Origin of the sequence: Bradyrhizobium sp. SSBR45G (assembly GCF_030159255.1) — a bacterium.
GTDB lineage: Bacteria > Pseudomonadota > Alphaproteobacteria > Rhizobiales > Xanthobacteraceae > Bradyrhizobium.
This window is the reverse complement of sequence record NZ_BSCT01000004.1, coordinates 88694-107045: the sequence shown is the minus strand read 5'-3', so window position 1 is coordinate 107045 and position 18352 is coordinate 88694. Positions and strand designations below refer to the sequence as shown.

Annotated in this window: 14 protein-coding genes; 3 read left to right on the top strand and 11 right to left on the bottom strand. The window is 66.0% G+C overall.

All coding sequences use genetic code 11. The features are described from left to right. Positions 1-117: 117 nt before the first annotated feature. From QQL87_RS07030 to QQL87_RS06990, 9 genes are all read right to left on the bottom strand, one after another. Positions 118-1374, bottom strand: a complete 1257-nt coding sequence (locus QQL87_RS07030) for a BaiN/RdsA family NAD(P)/FAD-dependent oxidoreductase (protein WP_502871139.1) — start codon at positions 1372-1374, stop codon at positions 118-120. Positions 1375-1504: 130 nt separating this feature from the next. Beyond that, positions 1505-2422: an SDR family NAD(P)-dependent oxidoreductase gene (locus tag QQL87_RS07025; RefSeq protein WP_284417648.1), complete on the bottom strand. Its 918-nt coding sequence runs from the start codon at positions 2420-2422 to the stop codon at positions 1505-1507. A 130-nt stretch (positions 2423-2552) separates the two neighbouring features. Next, positions 2553-3029, bottom strand: coding sequence for a MaoC family dehydratase (locus QQL87_RS07020; protein ID WP_284417647.1), 477 nt, complete (start codon positions 3027-3029; stop codon positions 2553-2555). 63 nt (positions 3030-3092) lie between these two features. Further along, positions 3093-4823 carry an AMP-binding protein gene (locus QQL87_RS07015; RefSeq protein ID WP_284417646.1) on the bottom strand — a complete coding sequence of 577 codons (1731 nt, stop codon included), beginning with the start codon at positions 4821-4823 and terminating at the stop codon, positions 3093-3095. Next, entirely contained in the window at positions 4823-5713 is an 891-nt protein-coding gene (gene mmsB, locus QQL87_RS07010; protein WP_284417645.1) for a 3-hydroxyisobutyrate dehydrogenase, read from the bottom strand. The genes QQL87_RS07015 and mmsB overlap by 1 nt, the downstream gene beginning before the upstream one ends. A 27-nt stretch (positions 5714-5740) precedes the next feature. Continuing rightward, positions 5741-6817, bottom strand: coding sequence for an enoyl-CoA hydratase/isomerase family protein (locus QQL87_RS07005; protein ID WP_284417644.1), 1077 nt, complete (start codon positions 6815-6817; stop codon positions 5741-5743). Next, complete coding sequence (locus QQL87_RS07000) at positions 6814-7959, bottom strand: isobutyryl-CoA dehydrogenase (RefSeq protein ID WP_284417643.1); 1146 nt, start codon at positions 7957-7959, stop codon at positions 6814-6816. Before QQL87_RS07000 ends, QQL87_RS07005 begins: the two co-directional genes overlap by 4 nt. Positions 7960-8145: 186 nt before the next feature. Then, positions 8146-9642 (bottom strand): CoA-acylating methylmalonate-semialdehyde dehydrogenase, encoded by a 1497-nt coding sequence (locus tag QQL87_RS06995; RefSeq protein ID WP_284417642.1) that lies wholly within the window; start codon positions 9640-9642, stop codon positions 8146-8148. A 166-nt stretch (positions 9643-9808) separates the two neighbouring features. Then, complete coding sequence (locus QQL87_RS06990) at positions 9809-10462, bottom strand: TetR/AcrR family transcriptional regulator (protein WP_284417641.1); 654 nt, start codon at positions 10460-10462, stop codon at positions 9809-9811. A 152-nt stretch (positions 10463-10614) separates the two neighbouring features. Here QQL87_RS06990 and QQL87_RS06985 point away from each other — a divergent pair, with 152 nt between their 5' ends. Further along, positions 10615-11385 carry an enoyl-CoA hydratase gene (locus tag QQL87_RS06985; protein WP_284417640.1) on the top strand — a complete coding sequence of 257 codons (771 nt, stop codon included), beginning with the start codon at positions 10615-10617 and terminating at the stop codon, positions 11383-11385. 352 nt (positions 11386-11737) lie between these two features. Then, positions 11738-13021, top strand: coding sequence for an MFS transporter (locus tag QQL87_RS06980; protein WP_284417639.1), 1284 nt, complete (start codon positions 11738-11740; stop codon positions 13019-13021). Between the two features lie 2 nt (positions 13022-13023). On the opposite strand, the gene QQL87_RS06975 is transcribed toward QQL87_RS06980, so the two are convergent. Then, entirely contained in the window at positions 13024-14583 is a 1560-nt protein-coding gene (locus QQL87_RS06975; protein ID WP_284417638.1) for an acyl-CoA carboxylase subunit beta, read from the bottom strand. Continuing rightward, positions 14513-15499, bottom strand: coding sequence for an IclR family transcriptional regulator (locus tag QQL87_RS06970; protein WP_284417637.1), 987 nt, complete (start codon positions 15497-15499; stop codon positions 14513-14515). The genes QQL87_RS06975 and QQL87_RS06970 overlap by 71 nt, the downstream gene beginning before the upstream one ends. Positions 15500-15869: 370 nt before the next feature. On the opposite strand from QQL87_RS06970, the gene glsA reads away from it, so the two are divergent. Next, positions 15870-17732, top strand: a complete 1863-nt coding sequence (gene glsA / locus QQL87_RS06965; protein ID WP_284417636.1) for a glutaminase A — start codon at positions 15870-15872, stop codon at positions 17730-17732. Positions 17733-18352: the final 620 nt, after the last annotated feature.

The window sequence follows — 18352 nt, the reverse complement described above, 5'->3', positions numbered from 1 at the left end:
TTGCTTCGCTTCGCTCGCAATGACGAGAAATCTGTAGGGTGGGAAAAGACGCGAAGCGTCGTGCCCACCGCGTACTTGCTCGAATGCAGAAGGTGGGCACGCTGCGCTTTGCCCACCCTACAATTCAAGCCGTTTCAACACGCCCTTCCCTGCGGCGGCCCCGGTCGCGAACGAGGCCTGCAGCAGGTAGCCGCCGGTCGGGGCCTCCCAGTCGAGCATTTCGCCGGCGGCGAATATGCCGGGGAGACGCTTGAGCATGAAATCGGCATCGAGCTCTTCCCGCGCGATGCCACCGGCGCTAGAGATCGCGCGCGCGAGTCCGGCGGTGCCCGTCAGCTTGACCGGCACGGCGTTGATCAGCGCGGCGAGACGATCCGGCGATAGCGACGACAGCGAGAGGCCTTGGGCCTTCGCTGCCTCCTGCAGCAGCCCGATCGCGACGGGGGACAGCTGCAGCGCCTTGCGCAGCACATTCGAGAACGACTGCTTGCCGCGGGGCGCCGACAGCCGCCTGACCAGATCGGCGGTCGCAAGGTCGGGCCGCAGCGCGACGTGCAGACTCGCCGCGCCGTCGACAGCAATCGCCTCGCGCAGCTCGGCCGACAGCGCATAGACCGCGCCGCCCTCGATGCCGTCACGCGTGACGACAGCCTCGCCGCGGACGCTGCGATCAGCGAACGACAGCGCGATGCTCTTCAGCGGCTGGCCCTCGAAGCGGTCGCGGAAGATGTCCGACCACGCGGCGGTAAAGCCGCAATTGGCCGGCCGTAGCGGCGCGATCGCGACGCCCTTCGCGGTGAGACGTGAGACCCAGCCGCCGTCGGAGCCGAGCCGCGGCCAGCTGGCGCCGCCGAGCGCGAGCACGGTCGCGTCGGCCGTGACCGCGCTCGGTCCTGCCGCTGTCTCGAATGTCAACCGCGCCTTGCTGTCCCAACCGGTCCAGCGATGCCGCAGCTCGACACGCACGCCTTGCGCTGCCAGCCGACGCAGCCATGCCCGCAGCAGCGGGGAGGCCTTCATCGCAGTCGGAAACACGCGGCCCGAGGAACCGACGAAAGTGGGCTCGCCAAGCGCCTGGCACCAGTCGCGCAGCCGCTGCGGCGGGAAAGCGCGGATGGCCGGCGTCAGCCACGCCGCCGCCTCGCGATAGCGCGGCAGGAAGGCAGGCAGCTCTTCGCTATGTGTGAGGTTGAGGCCGCCGCGCCCCGCCATCAGAAACTTGCGCGCGACCGACGGCATCGCGTCGTAGACGGTGACGGCCGCGCCACCTTCAGCCAACACCTCGGCCGCCATCAGCCCGGCCGGCCCGGCTCCGATGACGGCAACCTTCTTTTGCAGGCGGTTGGCCACGTCCGACACGACATCTCCAGGCATCGGTGTAGACCCTCATCCTGAGGAGCGGCTGCAAGCCGCGTCTCGAAGGATGAGGCCCGTGCACGGCCTCATGGGTTCGAGACGCACGGCTTTGCCGTGCTCCTCACCATGAGGGTCTACGACTTTGCACTTACAGCTTGAGCCCCAGCCGCGCCGCGGCCTGGCCGACGTACTTCTGCGTCTGCTCGAACGCGCCCTGCAATGCCCTCGCCTTCGACATGTCGCTGATCTCGGCGAAGTGCGCGGCGACCGCGTCCGGTGTCCACTCCTCCGGCGGCAGATTGATGCCCTCGCTCTCCAGGATCTTGATCACGGCAAAGGAGCCGGCGCCCGCGCCCATGATGGTGCGGGTCGGCGCGTCCTCGCTGAGCAGATATTCCACCGCTGGCGTGATCGATTCCGGTCGCATCAGCTGCAGCGCCTGCGGCGGCAACAATTCCTCGGTCATGCGGGTGGCCGCCGTCGGCGAGATGATGTTGACGCGGATGTTGGTCTTGCGGCCCTCCTCCGCCAGCACGTTCATCAGACCGACCATGCCGGTCTTGGCGGCTCCATAATTGGCCTGGCCGAAATTACCGAACAGACCGGACGACGAGGTCGTCAGCACGATGCGGCCGTAGTTGCGCTCGCGCATGCCGTTCCACACCGCCTTGCAGCAGTAGAAGCTGCCGACCAGATGCACATCCAGCACCTTGGCGAAGTCGGCGACCTCCATCTTGGCGAACGACTTGTCTCTGAGGATGCCGGCATTGGCGCACATGATGTCGACACTGCCCCACTCCCTGGTGGCGCGATCGACCATCGCGGTAACCTGCTCGAAGTTTGACACGTCGGCGCCATCGGCGATCGCGGTGCCGCCGGCTTTGCGGATCTCCTCGACCACCGTTTCGGCCGCCGTCATCGAGCCGCCAGTGCCGTCGCGGGCGCCGCCGAAATCATTGACCACGACCTTGGCGCCGCGGCTCGCCAGCCCCAGCGCATGCGCGCGTCCGAGACCATTGCCTGCGCCGGTGACGATGGCGACGCGTCCGTCAAATCTGATTGCCATGATGCTGTGTCCTATCAGTTAGCTCGTTATGCCCCGGCCCGACCGAGCCTCCATCAAGAACCGAACTTGTCGCTCAGTGATGGATCGCCGGGTCAAGCCCGGCGATGACGAGAGGAGGATGACGAGAGGGTTAGCTGAGATAAATGAGGCCGATCCAGTCGGCGACCAGGGCGGGCTTCTCCTCGCCCTCGATCTCGACCGTGACGTTGGTGCGCGACTGCAGCTCCTTCGGCTTGCGCAGCGTGGCTTCCGCCAGCACGAAGCGGCCGCGGACGCGCTTGCCGGATTTCACCGGCGAGATGAAGCGCAGCTTGTCGAAGCCGTAATTGACACCCATCGCCGTGCCCTCGATCGCCGGCATCACCTCATAGGCCATCACACTGAGCATCGACATCGTGAGGAAGCCGTGCGCGATGGTGGTGCCGAACGGCGTCGCCTTGGCCGCTTCCGGATCGACATGGATGAACTGATGATCCTCGGTCACCTCGGCATAGGTGTCGATGCGCTTCTGATCGAGCACGTGCCATGACGACACGCCGATCTCCTGGCCGATCATGGCCTGATAGGCTTCCAGTGAAATCGGCGGCTTCTTCCAGATCTTGTTCATGCGTCTTCGTCTCTCTCCAAGACCATCAATCATCGTTGCACAGAAATCGGCGCGGTCACGGCTCTAGCCTTCGGGCCCCGGCCGCGCCTTCTGCAATTCCGGGAAATCCTCTTCACGAAACTCGACGCCGCGCAAACCATCGCTGCGGTTGTCGTCATGCTCCAGCCGCCGCAGCTGCACGCGGCGGATCTTGCCGGAGATCGTTTTCGGCAGCTCGCTGACCAGCTCGAGCCGGCGGATGCGCTTGAACGGCGCGAGCCGCGCCTGCAGATGCGTGAAGATCGACAGCGCCGTCTCGCGCGACCGCTCCGCGCCTGCTGTGAGCAGCACATAGGCCTTCGGGATCGCGAGGCGGATGGGATCTGGGCTCGGCACCACGGCCGCCTCGGCGACCGCCTCGTGCTCCAGCAGAATGCTCTCCAGCTCGAACGGCGAGATCCGATAGTCGGAGGACTTGAACACGTCGTCGGAGCGGCCGACGAAGGTGAGATAGCCCTCGTCGTCCTGGAACACGACGTCGCCGGTACGATAGCGCGTGCCGTCGGCACCCGACAGTTGGCCGTCATCGCCCTGATAGCCTTGCATCAGGCCGGCCGGACGCTCACCGGTGAGCGCCAGCGTGATCTCGCCTTCGCGGGCCGGATTGCCATCGATATCGGCGACCTCGACGCGATAGCCCGGCAGCGGCCGCCCCATCGAGCCGATCTTCAGCGTCTGCCCCGGCGAATTGCCGACGATCGCGGCGGTCTCGGTCTGGCCGTAGCCGTCGCGGATCGTCAGTCCCCAGGCGGCGCGCACCTGATCGATCACCTCCGGATTGAGCGGCTCGCCGGCGCCGCAGGCCTCGCGCAAGCTCACTTTGAAATCGGCGAGATGCTCCTGGATGAACAGCCGCCACACCGTCGGCGGCGCGCACAGCGTGGTGACGCCGCAGCGGCGGATGATGGCGAGCAAGCCCTTGGCATCGAAGCGCGGCTGGTTGACCACGAACACGGTGGCGCCGGCATTCCACGGCGAGAAGAAACAGCTCCAGGCGTGCTTGGCCCAGCCCGGCGAGGAGATGTTGAGATGCACGTCGCCCGGCTGCAGGCCGAGCCAGTACATCGTCGAGAGATGGCCGACCGGATAGCTGCGATGGCTGTGCCGTACCAGCTTCGGCTTGGCCGTCGTTCCGGAGGTGAAATACAGCAGCATCGGATCGTCCGGCTGCGTCGGCCCATCCGGCGTAAACGCCTCGGCGGCCTCGGCAGCCTGCTCGAACGCCAGCCAGCCATCCGGCGCAGCCGGCGCGCCCACCACGATGCGGACGAGGCCCTCGGCGCCGAGATCGGCGAATTTCGCGACCTGGTCCTGCGCGGCGACAACGGCCTTGGCGCGGCCACGCTCCAGCCGGTCGCGCAATTCGTCGACGGTCAGCAGCGTGGTCGCGGGAATCACGACGACGCCGAGCTTCATCGCCGCGAGCATCGTCTCCCACAGCGGCACGACATTGCCGAGCAGCAGCAGCAGATGATCGCCGCGCTTCAAGCCTTGCGCGCGCAGGAAGTTGGCGACCTGGCTGGAGCGGCGCGACAGCGCGGCAAAGGACAGCTTGGTCTGGCGGTCCTGCGCGGCGTCGAAGATCCACAGCGCCGTCCGGTCGCGGCTCTCGGGATCGGACGCCAGCTCCGCATCGAACCAGTCCAGCGCCCAGTTGAACGGCGCGGGATCGGGCCAACGGAAACCCTTCACGGCCGCATCGTAGTCGGTGCGATGCGCCAGGAGAAACGCGCGTGCGTCCTTGAATGTCGTCATCAGGGGGTCCCGGCGAGCTTGCGGACGTGCTGAATGATGCCTGAGAAATCGACGCAACCATGGCCGGCGGCTTCGAACGCCTTGTAGATCTCCTGGGCGTGCTGGCCAAGCGGCGTTGCAGCACCTGCCGCCTTGGCCGCATCCTGCGACAGCGTGAGATCCTTCAGCATCAGCGCCGTGGCAAAGCCAGGCTTGTAGTCGTTGTTGGCTGGCGAGGCCGGCACCGGGCCCGGCACCGGGCAATAGGACGTCAGCGACCAGCACTGGCCCGACGAGGTCGAGGCGACGTCGAACAGCGCCTGGTGCGACAGGCCGAGCTTCTCGCCCAGTGCAAAGGCCTCGCCGACCGCAATCATCGAGATGCCGAGGATCATGTTGTTGCAGATCTTCGCAGCCTGCCCTGCACCGGCGCCGCCGCAATGGACGATCTTCTTGCCCATCTTCTCCAGGATCGGCTTGGCCGTGGCGAAGGCGTCCTCCTCGCCGCCGCACATGAAGGTGAGCGTCGCGGCCTTGGCACCGCCGGTGCCGCCGGACACTGGTGCGTCGATGGCGGCGACGCCGTGCTTGGCGGCAAGCGCATGCGCGGCGCGCGCACTTTCCACGTCGATGGTTGACGAATCGATGATCAGCGCGCCCTTGGCCATTGCGGGCACGACATCGTTCCAGACCGCCAGCACGTGCTTGCCGGCCGGCAGCATGGTGACGACGGCATCGGCGCCCTTTGCGGCAGCGACGGCACTGCCGGCAATCTCAGCGCCGTCGGCCTTGGCCTGCGCGCACGAGGCTTCGGCCAGATCGAACGCCACCACCTTGTGGCCGGCCTTGACCAGATTGGCGGCCATCGGACCGCCCATGTTGCCGAGGCCGATGAATGCGATCGTTGCCATGGTTCGTTGTCTCCCTCGACCTGCTTGTTATCTCGTTTGCGGGAACGTCAGTTCGTCGGCGCCGATCTCGGCGAGATAGCGCGCCAGCATCTCAGGCGTGACCTGATCGACATCCGGCGGCGACCACCGGGGATTGCGGTCCTTGTCGATGATCGCGGCACGCACCCCCTCGCGGAAATCATCGCTGCGGAACACTTCGAGCGCCGCACGATATTCGCGCACCAGGCATTCCTCCAGCGACGTCGCGCCGCGCGCCAGCCGCAGCAGCTTCAGCGTCACGACCATGCCGCGTGGCGACTTCTCCTTCAGCGTCTTGAGGGTCGCGAGCGCCAGCTCGGAGCCATCGGCTTCGAGCGCCGCAAAGATGTCGTGCATGCTGTCATGGGCAAACCATGCATCGATCCTCGCCTGCTGCGCGGCAACGGGTCCGGCGGTCTCGCCAATGGCAAAGCCTGCGATCAACCGGTCGATCTCGACGGACAGCGTGCCCGGCCTGACCTTGGTCAGGACCTCGCGCAGCGCCGGCCATTTTTCGGTCGGCACCACGGCATCGGCAAAGCGGGCATGGATCGCATCGGGCCCGTTCATGGTCTGGCCGGTCAGGCCGAAATAGGCGCCGAGCTCGCCGGGCGCGCGCGACAACAGCCAGGTGCCGCCGACATCCGGAAAGAACCCGAGGCCGACCTCGGGCATCGCGAGCCTGGTCTTCTCGGTGACGATGCGATGCCGGCCATGCGCTGACAGCCCGACGCCGCCCCCCATCACGAGCCCGTCCATGTACGCGACATAGGGCTTGGGGAACGCCGCGATGCGCGCGTTCATGATGTATTCCTGGCGCCAGAACACCTTGCCGAGATCGCCATTCACCTTCGAGCTCTCATAGAGCCCGCGGATGTCGCCACCCGCACACAGGCCACGCTCGCCCGCGCCTTCGAGCACGACGACTGCCACGGCGGCATCAGCCTCGAACTGATCGAGCGCCGCGTCGATGCCCATCGACATTTCCAAGGTCATCGCATTGATGGCCTTGGGGCGGTTCAGCCGGATGATGCCGGCCGAGCCTTCGCGGCGGACGATGAGATCGCCTTCGACCAATTCGCTCATCGCGCCGCCTCGATCAGCTTGCGCGACACGATCAGCCGCATGATCTCATTGGTCCCTTCCAGGATCTGGTGCACGCGCAGGTCGCGCACGATCTTCTCGATGCCGTATTCGCTCAAATAGCCATAGCCACCATGCAGCTGCAGCGCCTGGTTGGCGACCTCGAAACCGACATCGGTGCCGAAGCGCTTGGCCATCGCGCACAGCATGGTGGCGTCGGCATCCTTGCGGTCGAGCGCCGCCGCAGCCCGCCAGACGAAGGTGCGGGCAGCTTCCAATTCGATCGCCATGTCGGCGATGCGGAATTGCAGCGCCTGGAATTCGTCGAGCCGTTTGCCGAAGGCCTTGCGCTCCTTCGTATAAGACAGCGTCTTGTCCAGCGCGCTCTGCGCACCGCCAAGTGAGCACGCCGCGATGTTGAGACGACCGCCGTCGAGTCCGGCCATCGCGATCTTGAAGCCGATGCCCTCCTCGCCGAGCCGGTTGGCCACGGGCACCCGCGCATTCTCGAAGATCACCGCGCGGGTCGGCTGCGCGTTCCAGCCCATCTTGCGCTCATTGGCGCCGAACGACACGCCAGGCGTTTTGGCATCGATGACCAACGTGGAAATGCCGCCGGGACCATCGGCGCCGGTGCGCACCATCGCCACCAGGATATCGGTGGCGCCGGCGCCGGAGATGAACTGCTTCTGGCCGTTGATCACGTAGTCGTCGCCGTCGCGCACCGCGCGGGTGCGCAGAGCCGCCGCATCGGAGCCAGCGCCCGGCTCGGTCAAGCAATAGCTCGCGATCAGATCCATCGAGCAGAGTTTTGGCAGATAGGCCTGGCGCTGCGCCTCGGTGCCGAACGTGTCGATCATCCACGATGCCATGTTGTGGATCGAGATGAAGGCCGACACCGTGGGACAACCGGTCGCCAGCGCCTCGAAGATCAGCGCGGCATCGAGCCGGGAAAGCCCCGAGCCGCCGACATCGTCGCGGATGTAGATGCCGCCCATGCCGAGGCTCGCCGCCTCACGCATCACGTCGACGGGGAAATGCTTCTCCTCGTCCCAGCGCAGCGCATGCGGGGCGATCTTCTCCGCCGCGAAGGCGCGCGCCATGTCGCGCACCGCGATCTGATCCTCGTCGAGAGCGAACTGCATCCGTTCTCCGCGTTTCCCTGATCTTGTTATATTGGCCGTGGCACTTCTTCACACTCCGTCATTGCGAGCGAAGCGAAGCAATCCAAAGTGTTTCCGTGGAGGCAGCCTGGATTGCTTCGTCGCTTCGCTCCTCGCAATGACGAATTGGGAGCCCTCGCGGGCTCCCACTCTTGTCACCCGGTCTCGTCACTTCATCAGCGGGATCGAGAACTCCGCGCCTTCCTTGACGCCGGACGGCCAGCGTGAGGTGACGGTCTTGGTCTTGGTGTAGAAGCGGATCGAATCCGGGCCGTGCTGGTTGAGGTCGCCGAAGCCGGACTTCTTCCAGCCGCCGAAGGTGTAATAGGCGATCGGCACCGGGATCGGCACGTTGATGCCGACCATGCCGACATTGACCTTGGCCGCGAAGTCGCGCGCCGCGTCGCCGTCACGGGTGAAGATCGCAACGCCATTGCCGTAGTCATGCTCGGACGGCAGCGCCAGCGCTTCGGCATAGTCCTTGGCGCGGACGACCGACAGGACGGGACCGAAGATCTCTTCCTTGTAGATCCGCATGTCCTTGGTGACGTTGTCGAACAGGCAGCCGCCGAGATAGAAGCCGTTCTCGTAGCCCTGCATCTTGAAGCCGCGGCCGTCGACGGCGAGCGTGGCGCCTTCCTTGACGCCGATGTCGACATAGTTCTTCACGCGCTCGACCGCCTCGCGCGTCACCAGTGGACCGTAATCGGCCGACGGATCGATCGAGGTGCCGATCTTCAGGCTTTCGACGCGCGGGATCAGCTTGTCCATGAGACGGTCGGCCGTGGTCTTGCCGACGGGGACGGCGACCGACACCGCCATGCAGCGCTCGCCGGCGGAGCCGTAGCCGGCGCCGATCAGCGCATCGACCGCCTGATCGAGATCGGCGTCGGGCATGATGATGGCGTGGTTCTTGGCGCCGCCGAAGCACTGGCAGCGCTTGCCGTGCGCGGCCGCACGCTCATAGATGTACTGCGCGATCGGCGACGAGCCGACGAAGCCGATCGCCATGATGTCCGGATCCTCGAGGATGGCATCGACCGCCTCCTTGTCGCCGTTGACGACGTTGAGGATGCCTGCCGGAAGGCCCGCTTCGATCATCAGCTCCGCGAGCTTCATCGGCACGCCCGGATCACGCTCCGACGGCTTGAGGATGAAGGCATTGCCGCAGGCGATGGCAGGCGCGAACTTCCACATCGGAATCATCGCCGGGAAATTGAACGGCGTGATGCCGGCAACGACACCGAGCGGCTGGCGCATCGAATAGATGTCGATGCCGGGGCCCGCGCCCTCGGTGTACTCGCCCTTCATCAGATGCGGAATGCCGCAGGCGAACTCGACCACTTCGAGGCCGCGCTGGATGTCGCCCTTGGCGTCGGGCACGGTCTTGCCGTGCTCGCGGGCGAGAAGCTCGGCGAGCTGGTCATAGTCACGCTGGGCGAGTTCCAGAAACTTCATCATGATCCGCGCGCGGCGCTGCGGATTGGTCGCAGCCCAGGCCGGTTGCGCGGCCTTGGCGTTCTCGACGGCGGCCCGGAGCTCGGCGCGCGAGGCCAGCGCGACCTTGGCCTGGACGTCGCCGGTCATCGGCTCGAAGACGTCGGCCGTCCGGCCGGACGTGCCCTTGACCTCTTTGCCGCCAATGAAATGGCCGATTGAACGCATGGGGTATCCTCCGCAGGGGGTAAGCAAAGCCGATTTGGCCGGCATCTTGCAGTCTTTGCGCCGTTTGGGAAGGGTCTAGGCGCTGACCGGCGCTGCGAAATTGCCGCCCCTTCGCGGCCCGGGCAAAGCCCGTGGCCGCGTTGCGTCCTCACGTCCGACGGCCGGCTCAGCGCTTCGCAGCGGAGGTCTTGCTTGCGCGCTTCTTGGCCGGCGCCCGCGCCGGCGCCTTGCCGGTCCCACCGCCAGTGGCCGCAGCCAGAGCCGCCTCGCGGCCGGAGCTCAGGATGTCGTCGGAGAAGTCGCCGCCGCCGCTCACCCGCGCCATGATCACCGTTCCCATCAGCGTTGCCAACATGGCCGACGCCCGCTTGCGCGCGGTCTTGCGCGGCACGTCAGGGATGTAGTCGGCGAACAGATCGATCAGCTCATCCAGCTTCGCGGCAAAGGCCTTGCGGGTCTTGGCGCTCTCGCGCGCGATCTCGGCGCCGAGCGCAGGGATCGCGCAGCCATGGCCGGGATCGTCGCAATGCTCAGGCGAAAGATAACCGTCGACGATCGCAACAAGCCGCTTCTGCGGCGGCAGCTCGTCAAGCAGCTTGCGCCAGCGCTGCACCGAACGGTCGACCGCATAGCTGAACGCCTCGACGACCAGCGCCTCGCGCGAATCGAAATGCGCATAGAAGCCGCCATGGGTCAGCCCCGCCTCCTTCATCAGGTCGGCGACACCGACGCCATGAGCGCCCTTCTCGCGCAGCCGAACCGACGCCTTGCGCACGATTCGCGCGTGGGTTTCCGCTTTATGCTCAGGAGAGTAGCGCATGGTCGTCCCATTGAATGTCTGCAGTCATACAATAGCAGTTCTGCGCCCTGCTCGCTGCAGCAATTTGATGAATTCGAGTTGATCTAAATCAAGACCATGACACCATCCCGGTCGAAACCGGAACTCACACGACAACTCCGAAGAGGCCCGCCATGGACATGCCCAACTCCTTCTGCCGCGTGAGCCGCGACGGCCGCGGCGTCGTCCGGCTGACGATCTGCAATGCGGGGACACTCAACATTCTCGGCTCCGCTGCAATCATTGGCATCCAGGCAGCGCTGCAGTCGCTCGCCGCCGATGACGGCATTCGCGCGCTCGTGCTGGCGGGAGACAGCGAGAAGAGCATGATCGGCGGCGCCGACATCAAGGAAATGGCCACGCTCGATCAGGCCTCCGCGGAGGCGTTCATCTCGCGACTCGCCGGGCTGTGCGAGGCGGTGCGCAACTTTCCCGCGCCCGTGATCGCACGGATGCCGGGCTGGTGTCTCGGCGGCGGGCTAGAGGTCGCTGCCGCCTGTGATCTGCGCGTTGCGGGACATGACGCCAAGTTCGGCATGCCAGAGGTGCGCGTCGGCATCCCCTCGGTCATTCATGCCGCGCTGCTGCCGCGGCTGATCGGCTGGGGCCGTACGCGCTGGCTGCTGATGACGGCCGAGATGATCGATGCGCCGACCGCGCTCGCCTGGGGCCTGGTCGATGCGGTTGCGGCGGAAGGAGAGCTCGATCGCGCGGTCGAGAAGGTCGTCGAATCGCTGCTCGCCTGCGGGCCCGAAGCGCTGCGGGCGCAGAAGGCCCTGCTGCGGCAATGGGAGGACCTGCCGCTCGAGGACTCGATCGAGGTCTCGATCACAGCCTTCGGACGCGCATTCCTCACCGACGAGCCGAAACGCCTGATGCAGCACTTCATCGATCGCAAGCGCTAGCGCGCAAGTTTCCCCAAGTTTCCCGGCGCGGCTCTCGGCAATCTCGCGTTGTCGTCACGACAGCTTGAGCGAGATCACCGGGGTTTTCTTTTCCGTGGCAGCATTATATGATAATCATCATTCTGTGGTATCAGGAGGCTGCCTTGGCCTCGTCCGATCCCGTCGTGACTCGTCAGTCGCCGGCATCCCGGCTTCATGGGCAAACTGTCACGGCTCGGAGCGCATGAGATCAAGCCGGGGCTCCAACGCCAGACCGCGGCAATGTCCTGAAATGAGGGAACATTGTCGTTCATGTCACCCGCCCGCTCTGGCAGACTGAGCGGGTCTCGTTCCCGATGGCACCAGGACTCTCATGATCTCGAACCAGCTCGCAGCGGCGCTCGGCAGGCGCAACATCCACTACGGCTGGGTCATGGTCGCCGTGACCTTCTTCACGGCGCTGGTGTCCGCCGGCACGGTCGGCGCGCCCGGCGTGTTCATCGTGCCGCTGCAGCAGGAGTTCGGCTGGAGCACCGCGGAGATCTCCTCGGCGCTGTCGATCCGCTTCGTGCTGTTCGGGCTGATGGCGCCGTTCGCGGCTGCCCTGCTCAACCGCTACGGCCTGCGCAACATCACCATGCTGGCGCAGCTGATCGTGGTGTCGGCGCTGGTGGCCTCGCTGGCGATGACCCAGGTCTGGCAGCTCGTGCTGCTGTGGGGCGTCGTGATCGGCATCGGCACCGGCATGACCGCGATGGTGCTCGGCGCCACCATCGCCACGCGCTGGTTCGTCGCGCGCCGCGGCCTCGTGGTCGGCATTCTCACCGCCAGCGTCGCCACCGGACAGCTGGTGTTCCTGCCGCTGCTCGCCAGCCTGACCGAACGGCTCGGCTGGCGCGTGGCGCTCGGGCTGATCTGCGTCATGCTCGGCATCTCCGCGAGCGCCGTGCTGCTGTTGATGCGCGACCGCCCGAGCGATCTCGGCCTGCGCCCATTCGGCGACGAGGGCACCGCGCCGATCGCGCCGCCCGCGCCCGTCACCACCCCGATCCTCGCCGCCGCCTTGGGGACACTGCGCGATGCAGTGCGAGTGCCGGTGTTCTGGATGCTGTTCGCGACCTTCTTCATCTGCGGCGCCTCGACCAACGGCCTCGTCCAGGTGCATCTGATCCCGATGTGCCTCGACTTCGGCATCCCACAGGTGCAGGCCGCAAGCCTGCTCGCCGCGATGGGCATGTTCGACTTCGTCGGCACCATCCTGTCGGGCTGGCTGTCGGACCGCTACGACAATCGCTGGCTGCTGTTCTGGTACTATGGCCTGCGCGGTCTCTCGCTGCTGTTTCTCCCATTCACCGACTTCTCGTTCTACGGCCTGTCGCTGTTCGCGATGTTCTACGGTCTCGACTGGATCGCCACCGTGCCGCCGACGGTGCGGCTGACGGCGCAGCGGTTCGGACCGGAGCGCGCCAACCTGGTGTTCGGCTGGGTGTTCGCCGGACATCAGCTCGGCGCCGGCACCGCCGCCTTCGGCGCCGGCCTGTCGCGCACCTTGCTGCAGAGCTATCTGCCGGCGTTCTTCACCGCCGGCGCGCTCTGCATCATCGCGGCGCTCCTCGCGCTCGCCATCGCGCGGCAGGCCAAGCCCGCCGCGGCGTAACCTCACGGCCGCGTCGTCATCGCCTTGGGCGGCCCGGGCGTCCGCAGCGGCTCGGCGAGGCGCGCGAACTCACAAAGCAGCGTGCGCGTCTTGCGCGGGTCGATGATTTCCTCGACCCAGAACTTCTCGGCGGAGCGGAACGGCGAGCGCAGCTTGTTGAGCCGGTCCTCGATCTCCTTGAGCTTGGCCTTCGGATCCGGTGCGGCATCGATCTCGGCGCGATAGGCCGCCTCGATGCCGCCTTCGAGCGGCAGTGAGCCCCAATGGGCCGACGGCCAGGCATAGCGGATCGAGAACCGGTCGGCCGGCTGATGCACGACGCCTGCGACGCCGAAATTGTTGCGCACGATCACCGTGCACCACGGCACCGTCGACTGGTTGACGGCGGCCATCGCGCGCACGCCGTGGCGAATGGTTGCCGCCTTCTCCGCCTCGAGGCCGACCATGAAGCCGGGACAATCCATCAGATAGACGATCGGCAGATGGAAGGTCTCGGCGAAGTCGACCCAGCGGATCACCTTCTGGCAGGCATCCGCCGTCCACGACCCGCCATAGTGATAGGGATCGCTTGCCAGCACCATGACCGCGCGGCCTTCGAGACGCGCCAGTCCCACGATGAGCGGCCGGCCGTAGTTCTGCGCCACCTCGAAGAACGAGCCGCTGTCGACCACCGACTCGATGATCGGCCGCATCTTGTAGACGCGACGGCGATCCCGCGGCACGGCGCTGATGAGCTGCTCGTCGGTCCGCTGCGGATCATCGGTGCACGGCAAGGTCGGCGGCAGCTCGTAGACCGAGGACGGCAAATAGGACAGGAAGCGCCGCGCACAGGCGAACGCCTCCGCCTCGGTGTCGACGGCATGGTCGACGCCGCCGGCTTTGGTCTGGATGTCGGCGCCGCCGAGCTCCATCTTGCCGAGGTCCTGCCCCAGCCGCTTCACCACCGGCGGGCCGGCGACGAACATCGCCGACGTCTTGGTCATGACCGAGTAGTGGCTCGCCGCGAGCCGTGCCGCGCCGAGTCCTGCGACCGAGCCGAGGCCGAGCGCGACGACCGGCACCAGCGACATGTTCTCGGTCGTGTAGCGGTACCAGCGATTGCCGCCGATGCCGCCGGGCAGATTGGCGGCGCCCTTGGTCTCGATGGTCTTGACCGAGCCGCCGCCGCCGGAGCCCTCGATGATGCGGATGATGGGCAGACGGAAGTCGTGCGCCATCTCTTCCGCCATCAGCGGCTTGGCCGCGATCGACGCGTCCGCCGAGCCGCCGCGCACCGTGAAATCATCGCCGACCACGACGACGGTGCGGCCATCGATGCGGCCGCGCCCGAACACGCAATTGGCGGGCGTCACATGCGTGAGCTCGCCCTGCTCGTCATACTCGCCGATCCCTGAGACCGCGCCGATCTCGTGGAAGCTGCCGGGATCGACGACGCCGTCGATACGCTCGCGAACGGTGAGGCGGCCCTGGTCGTGCTGACGCTTGACCTTGTCAGGCCCGCCCATCTCCCGCGCGAAGGCCTCGCGCCGGGCCAGTTCCTCGAGCTCCGGCTGCCAACTCATTCGTTCCCCCTGCCCCGGTGATGGTCTTGTTCTTATGATTGGTCTTCGTGGTCACCTGAAGCGGCTTTCTCTCCATCCGGCTGTTGAAGACATCGGCTTCGGCGCCCTGCAGCAGGGCCGCGATGCTGCGGCCAAGCTCGCGCATCGGCTGAGCGACTTCGTCGTGCAGGCGCTGCTCGTCATACATCGCCGACAACAGCCCGATCGTCAGCACGACATAGGTCTGGTACTGCGGCGACCACAGCGGCAGAGCGAGGCCGTTGATGTGCGGGCTCCACAGGCCGCAGGCTGTGACGTAGCCATGCTCCTTGAGGAACTGCCTGTTGTGCTCCAGCCGCGGCCGAAGCAGCTTGGCGGCATCCGGCATCTCGCGCTCCATCTCGGCGAGCAGCGCGTCACCAACCTCGGGCTCGAGCGCAGCGACATAGGCGTGCCCCGCGGCCGTCGAGGCCATCGAGATGCGGCTGCCCGTGGTCTCGTGCAGGCCAAGCGCGTTCGCGGCGCGGCCGAATTCGAGATAGACGAGGTGGAACTGGTCGGGAATGACGAAGCCGACCGTTCCCGGCAACTGCTCGGCGACGTCCTGCAGCCGCTGCCGGATCAGGTTGCGCAGCTGCAAGCCCCTGGTCATCGACGTGCTCATGGCCACCGCGCTCGGACCGATGCGGTACTTCTGATCACGCGGCAGATAGACCAGCTGGCCCATGCGCGTCAGCGTGTGCGTCAGACGCGACACCGTCGACCGCGGCAGGCCACAGCGATTCGAGATTTCGAGATTCCCGAGCCGCGAATCGTGCCCTTCGAAACACCGCAGCACGTCGAATGCCCGCGACACCACCTGAATGACCTCGCCCTCGCCGGCGAGATCTCCGGGCAGCATGCCCGCCCTGCTCAATCGCTCAGACCGTCGTCCCATGCGTTTCCACCAATTCCGTCCTGCGGAATGATATTCCGCTTATTGAACAAGCTAGCGCAGGCTTTTTGCCGTCACAACCGTAGACCCTTTCGAAAAGCCAACGTTCTTCAGCGTGTTGGCACAAGACTCGGCGCACCGGCGCAATTCGGGTTGGCATGCCAGATATCGAGATTGATCGCGGTGCAGCAGCACCTCGCCAGCGCTCGAGCGGTTCCGGAACCGGACCGCGAGCCCGCCGTGATCGCAAAATTCGACGGCTCAATCGCTGAGCAGCGGCAACATTTAACCAGCGTTGCACCAAGTGTGGGCTGGCTGCCCCACCGCGGCTGCGACATAACCACCGCGCAATCGAGCCCCCACCGAGCTTGCCATGACCTCCGAACAACCGCGGCCCCTCCGCAATCCCCAGCATTGGGCCTCCGCCGCGATGCCGCCGCTGCAGCGATTCCTCTCGGGCTGCCACGCCGATTTCTGGCCCGATCATGACGGCGCGGTCGCGAACTACATCCCCGAACTCGGCAAGGCCGATCCGGCGCATTTCGGCATCAGCCTCGCCGCGCTCGACGGTCACGTCTACGAGGTCGGCGACAGCCAGGTGCCGTTCACGATCCAGTCGATGTCCAAGCCGTTCGTGTTCGCGCTGGCACTGGACATCCTCGGCTCCGACGCGGTTGAACGCGTGATCGGCGTCGAGCCGTCCGGCGATCCCTTCAACTCGATCCGGCTCAACACCGCAAATCATCCGTTCAATCCGATGGTGAACGCCGGCGCCATCGCCTGCAGCGGCCTGATCCGGCAGGCTCGGCACACCGATGCCTTCGAGACGATCCGCGATGCGCTCGGCCGCTTCGCCGGCCGCAAGCTCGACGTCGACGACGCCGTGTTCGCATCGGAAGCCGCGACCGGCGACCGCAACCGCGCCATCGCCTATCTGCTGCGCACCTCCGACGTCATCAAGGAGTCCGTCGACGACGTGCTCGCGGTCTATTTCCGGCAATGCGCCGTGCTGGTGACCGCGCGCGACTGCGCGATCATGGCGGCAACGCTCGCCAATCGCGGCGTCAATCCGGTGACCGGCGAGCAGGTGGTGACGCCCTATGCGGTGTCGCGCACCCTCTCGGTGATGACCTCCTCGGGCATGTACGACTTCGCCGGCGAATGGATCTACCGCGTCGGCATTCCCGCCAAGAGCGGCGTCGGCGGCGGCATCCTGGCAAGCCTGCCGGCGCGGCTCGGGCTCGGCAGCTATTCGCCGCGGCTCGACAGCCACGGCAACAGCGTGCGCGGCATCAAGGTCTGCGAGGCGCTGTCGGCCCACTACGGCCTGCATATGCTGAACCGCTCCGACGATGCGCGGACCTCGATCATCGCCGACTACGACATCGGCGCCAATCCGTCGCGGCGCAGCCGCCGCGCGCAGGAGCGCCAGATCCTGGCCGCCCATCCGGACGCAGTACGCGTGCTCGAGCTGGTCGGCACGCTGTCCTTCTCCAATGTCGACTACGTCTCGCGCCAGATCGCAGCGGGCGCGCGTCCGCAATTCGTGATCTTCGATCTCCACCGCGTGACCGCGATGACACCCGCAGGGCTGCGCCTGCTCGCCGAGCTGTTTCACGAGCTGGCCGACTTCAACGTCACCGTGGTGCTGTCCGGCGTCCGCCGCTCCGCGCCGGAATGGCAGGAGATCACCGCGCTCACCGGCGACATCAGGAACGTGCGCGACTTCTACCTGCTGGATACCGCGATCGAATGGGCCGAGGACCAGATCGTCTACCGCTACGGCGGCGCGATCGACTTTCTGGAGACCACCGAGCTCGCCGAACAGCCGCTGCTCGCCGGCATCACCGAGGAGGAGCGCCACGAGCTCGCGGCGCTGGCGACCATCCGGCACTATCAGCAGGGCGAACGCATCCTCGCCGCCGGTGACGTCGCGACCTCGCTGTTCTTCCTGCGCTCCGGCGTCGTTCACGTCACCCTGCCCGACGGCATCCGGCTGGCGACGCTGACCGCGGGACAATGTTTCGGCGAGATGGCGCTGCTGGAACCCGTGCGCTCCGCCGACGTCATCGCTGACTTCTCGGCCACCGCTTTCGAGATCGCGCTGGAGGATTTCGAACGTTTCCGGGTGCGCCATCCACGCGCCGGCGAGCGCATCATGCGCAACCTCGCGCAGCTGCTCGCGGAGCGTCTCGGAATTGCCAATGCGCGGCTCAATCTGCTCGCGGCGGACTGATTTCACGGCGCCCGAGACCGCCATTAAGGCGTCACACGCCGTCGAGGCACACAAAAACTCAAGGTTGCAATTCACAGCAGCTGATAGCCTGCAGTCGATTATTCTCATCACTCGTATTTGTACGGGCTCGCCTAAACGTTACCGGAACTCGGTCGCAGGACAACCATACGCGAGCCCAATTCACGCCGCATTACCCGACGATGTTCTGAACCGTCGATGAACGCCGAGTGGGGACTCGCGAAGCAGACATCGATGTGGGGTATTCCGAGTAAAATTCCAGCCGCCGTCGCGTGCGTATTTGCGCAACGGAGAGTCGTGTCCAGTGTCCAGGGAGGAAACGGCATGAAGGAAGCCACAAAGAGGGCAACATCGGAAGCACTCGCACACATGCTGGCCGTGACGTCGATGATCGTCATCGCCAGCGTCCTGTTCTACGGGCGATGAAGGGCTGTCTAGAGGTTCTGCGTCGCAGTTGCTTCATCGCCCGTAGGTGGGATTTGTGAGCTTGATTGCTCACGCGAACGACCGAGTTGAGTTGCGTTTGAGTTAGTAAGCGTAGCGTATCAGTATTGCGTCAATCGCGCGGCGATCCGGGTCGGGACGAAAGTGTTCAGCGTATC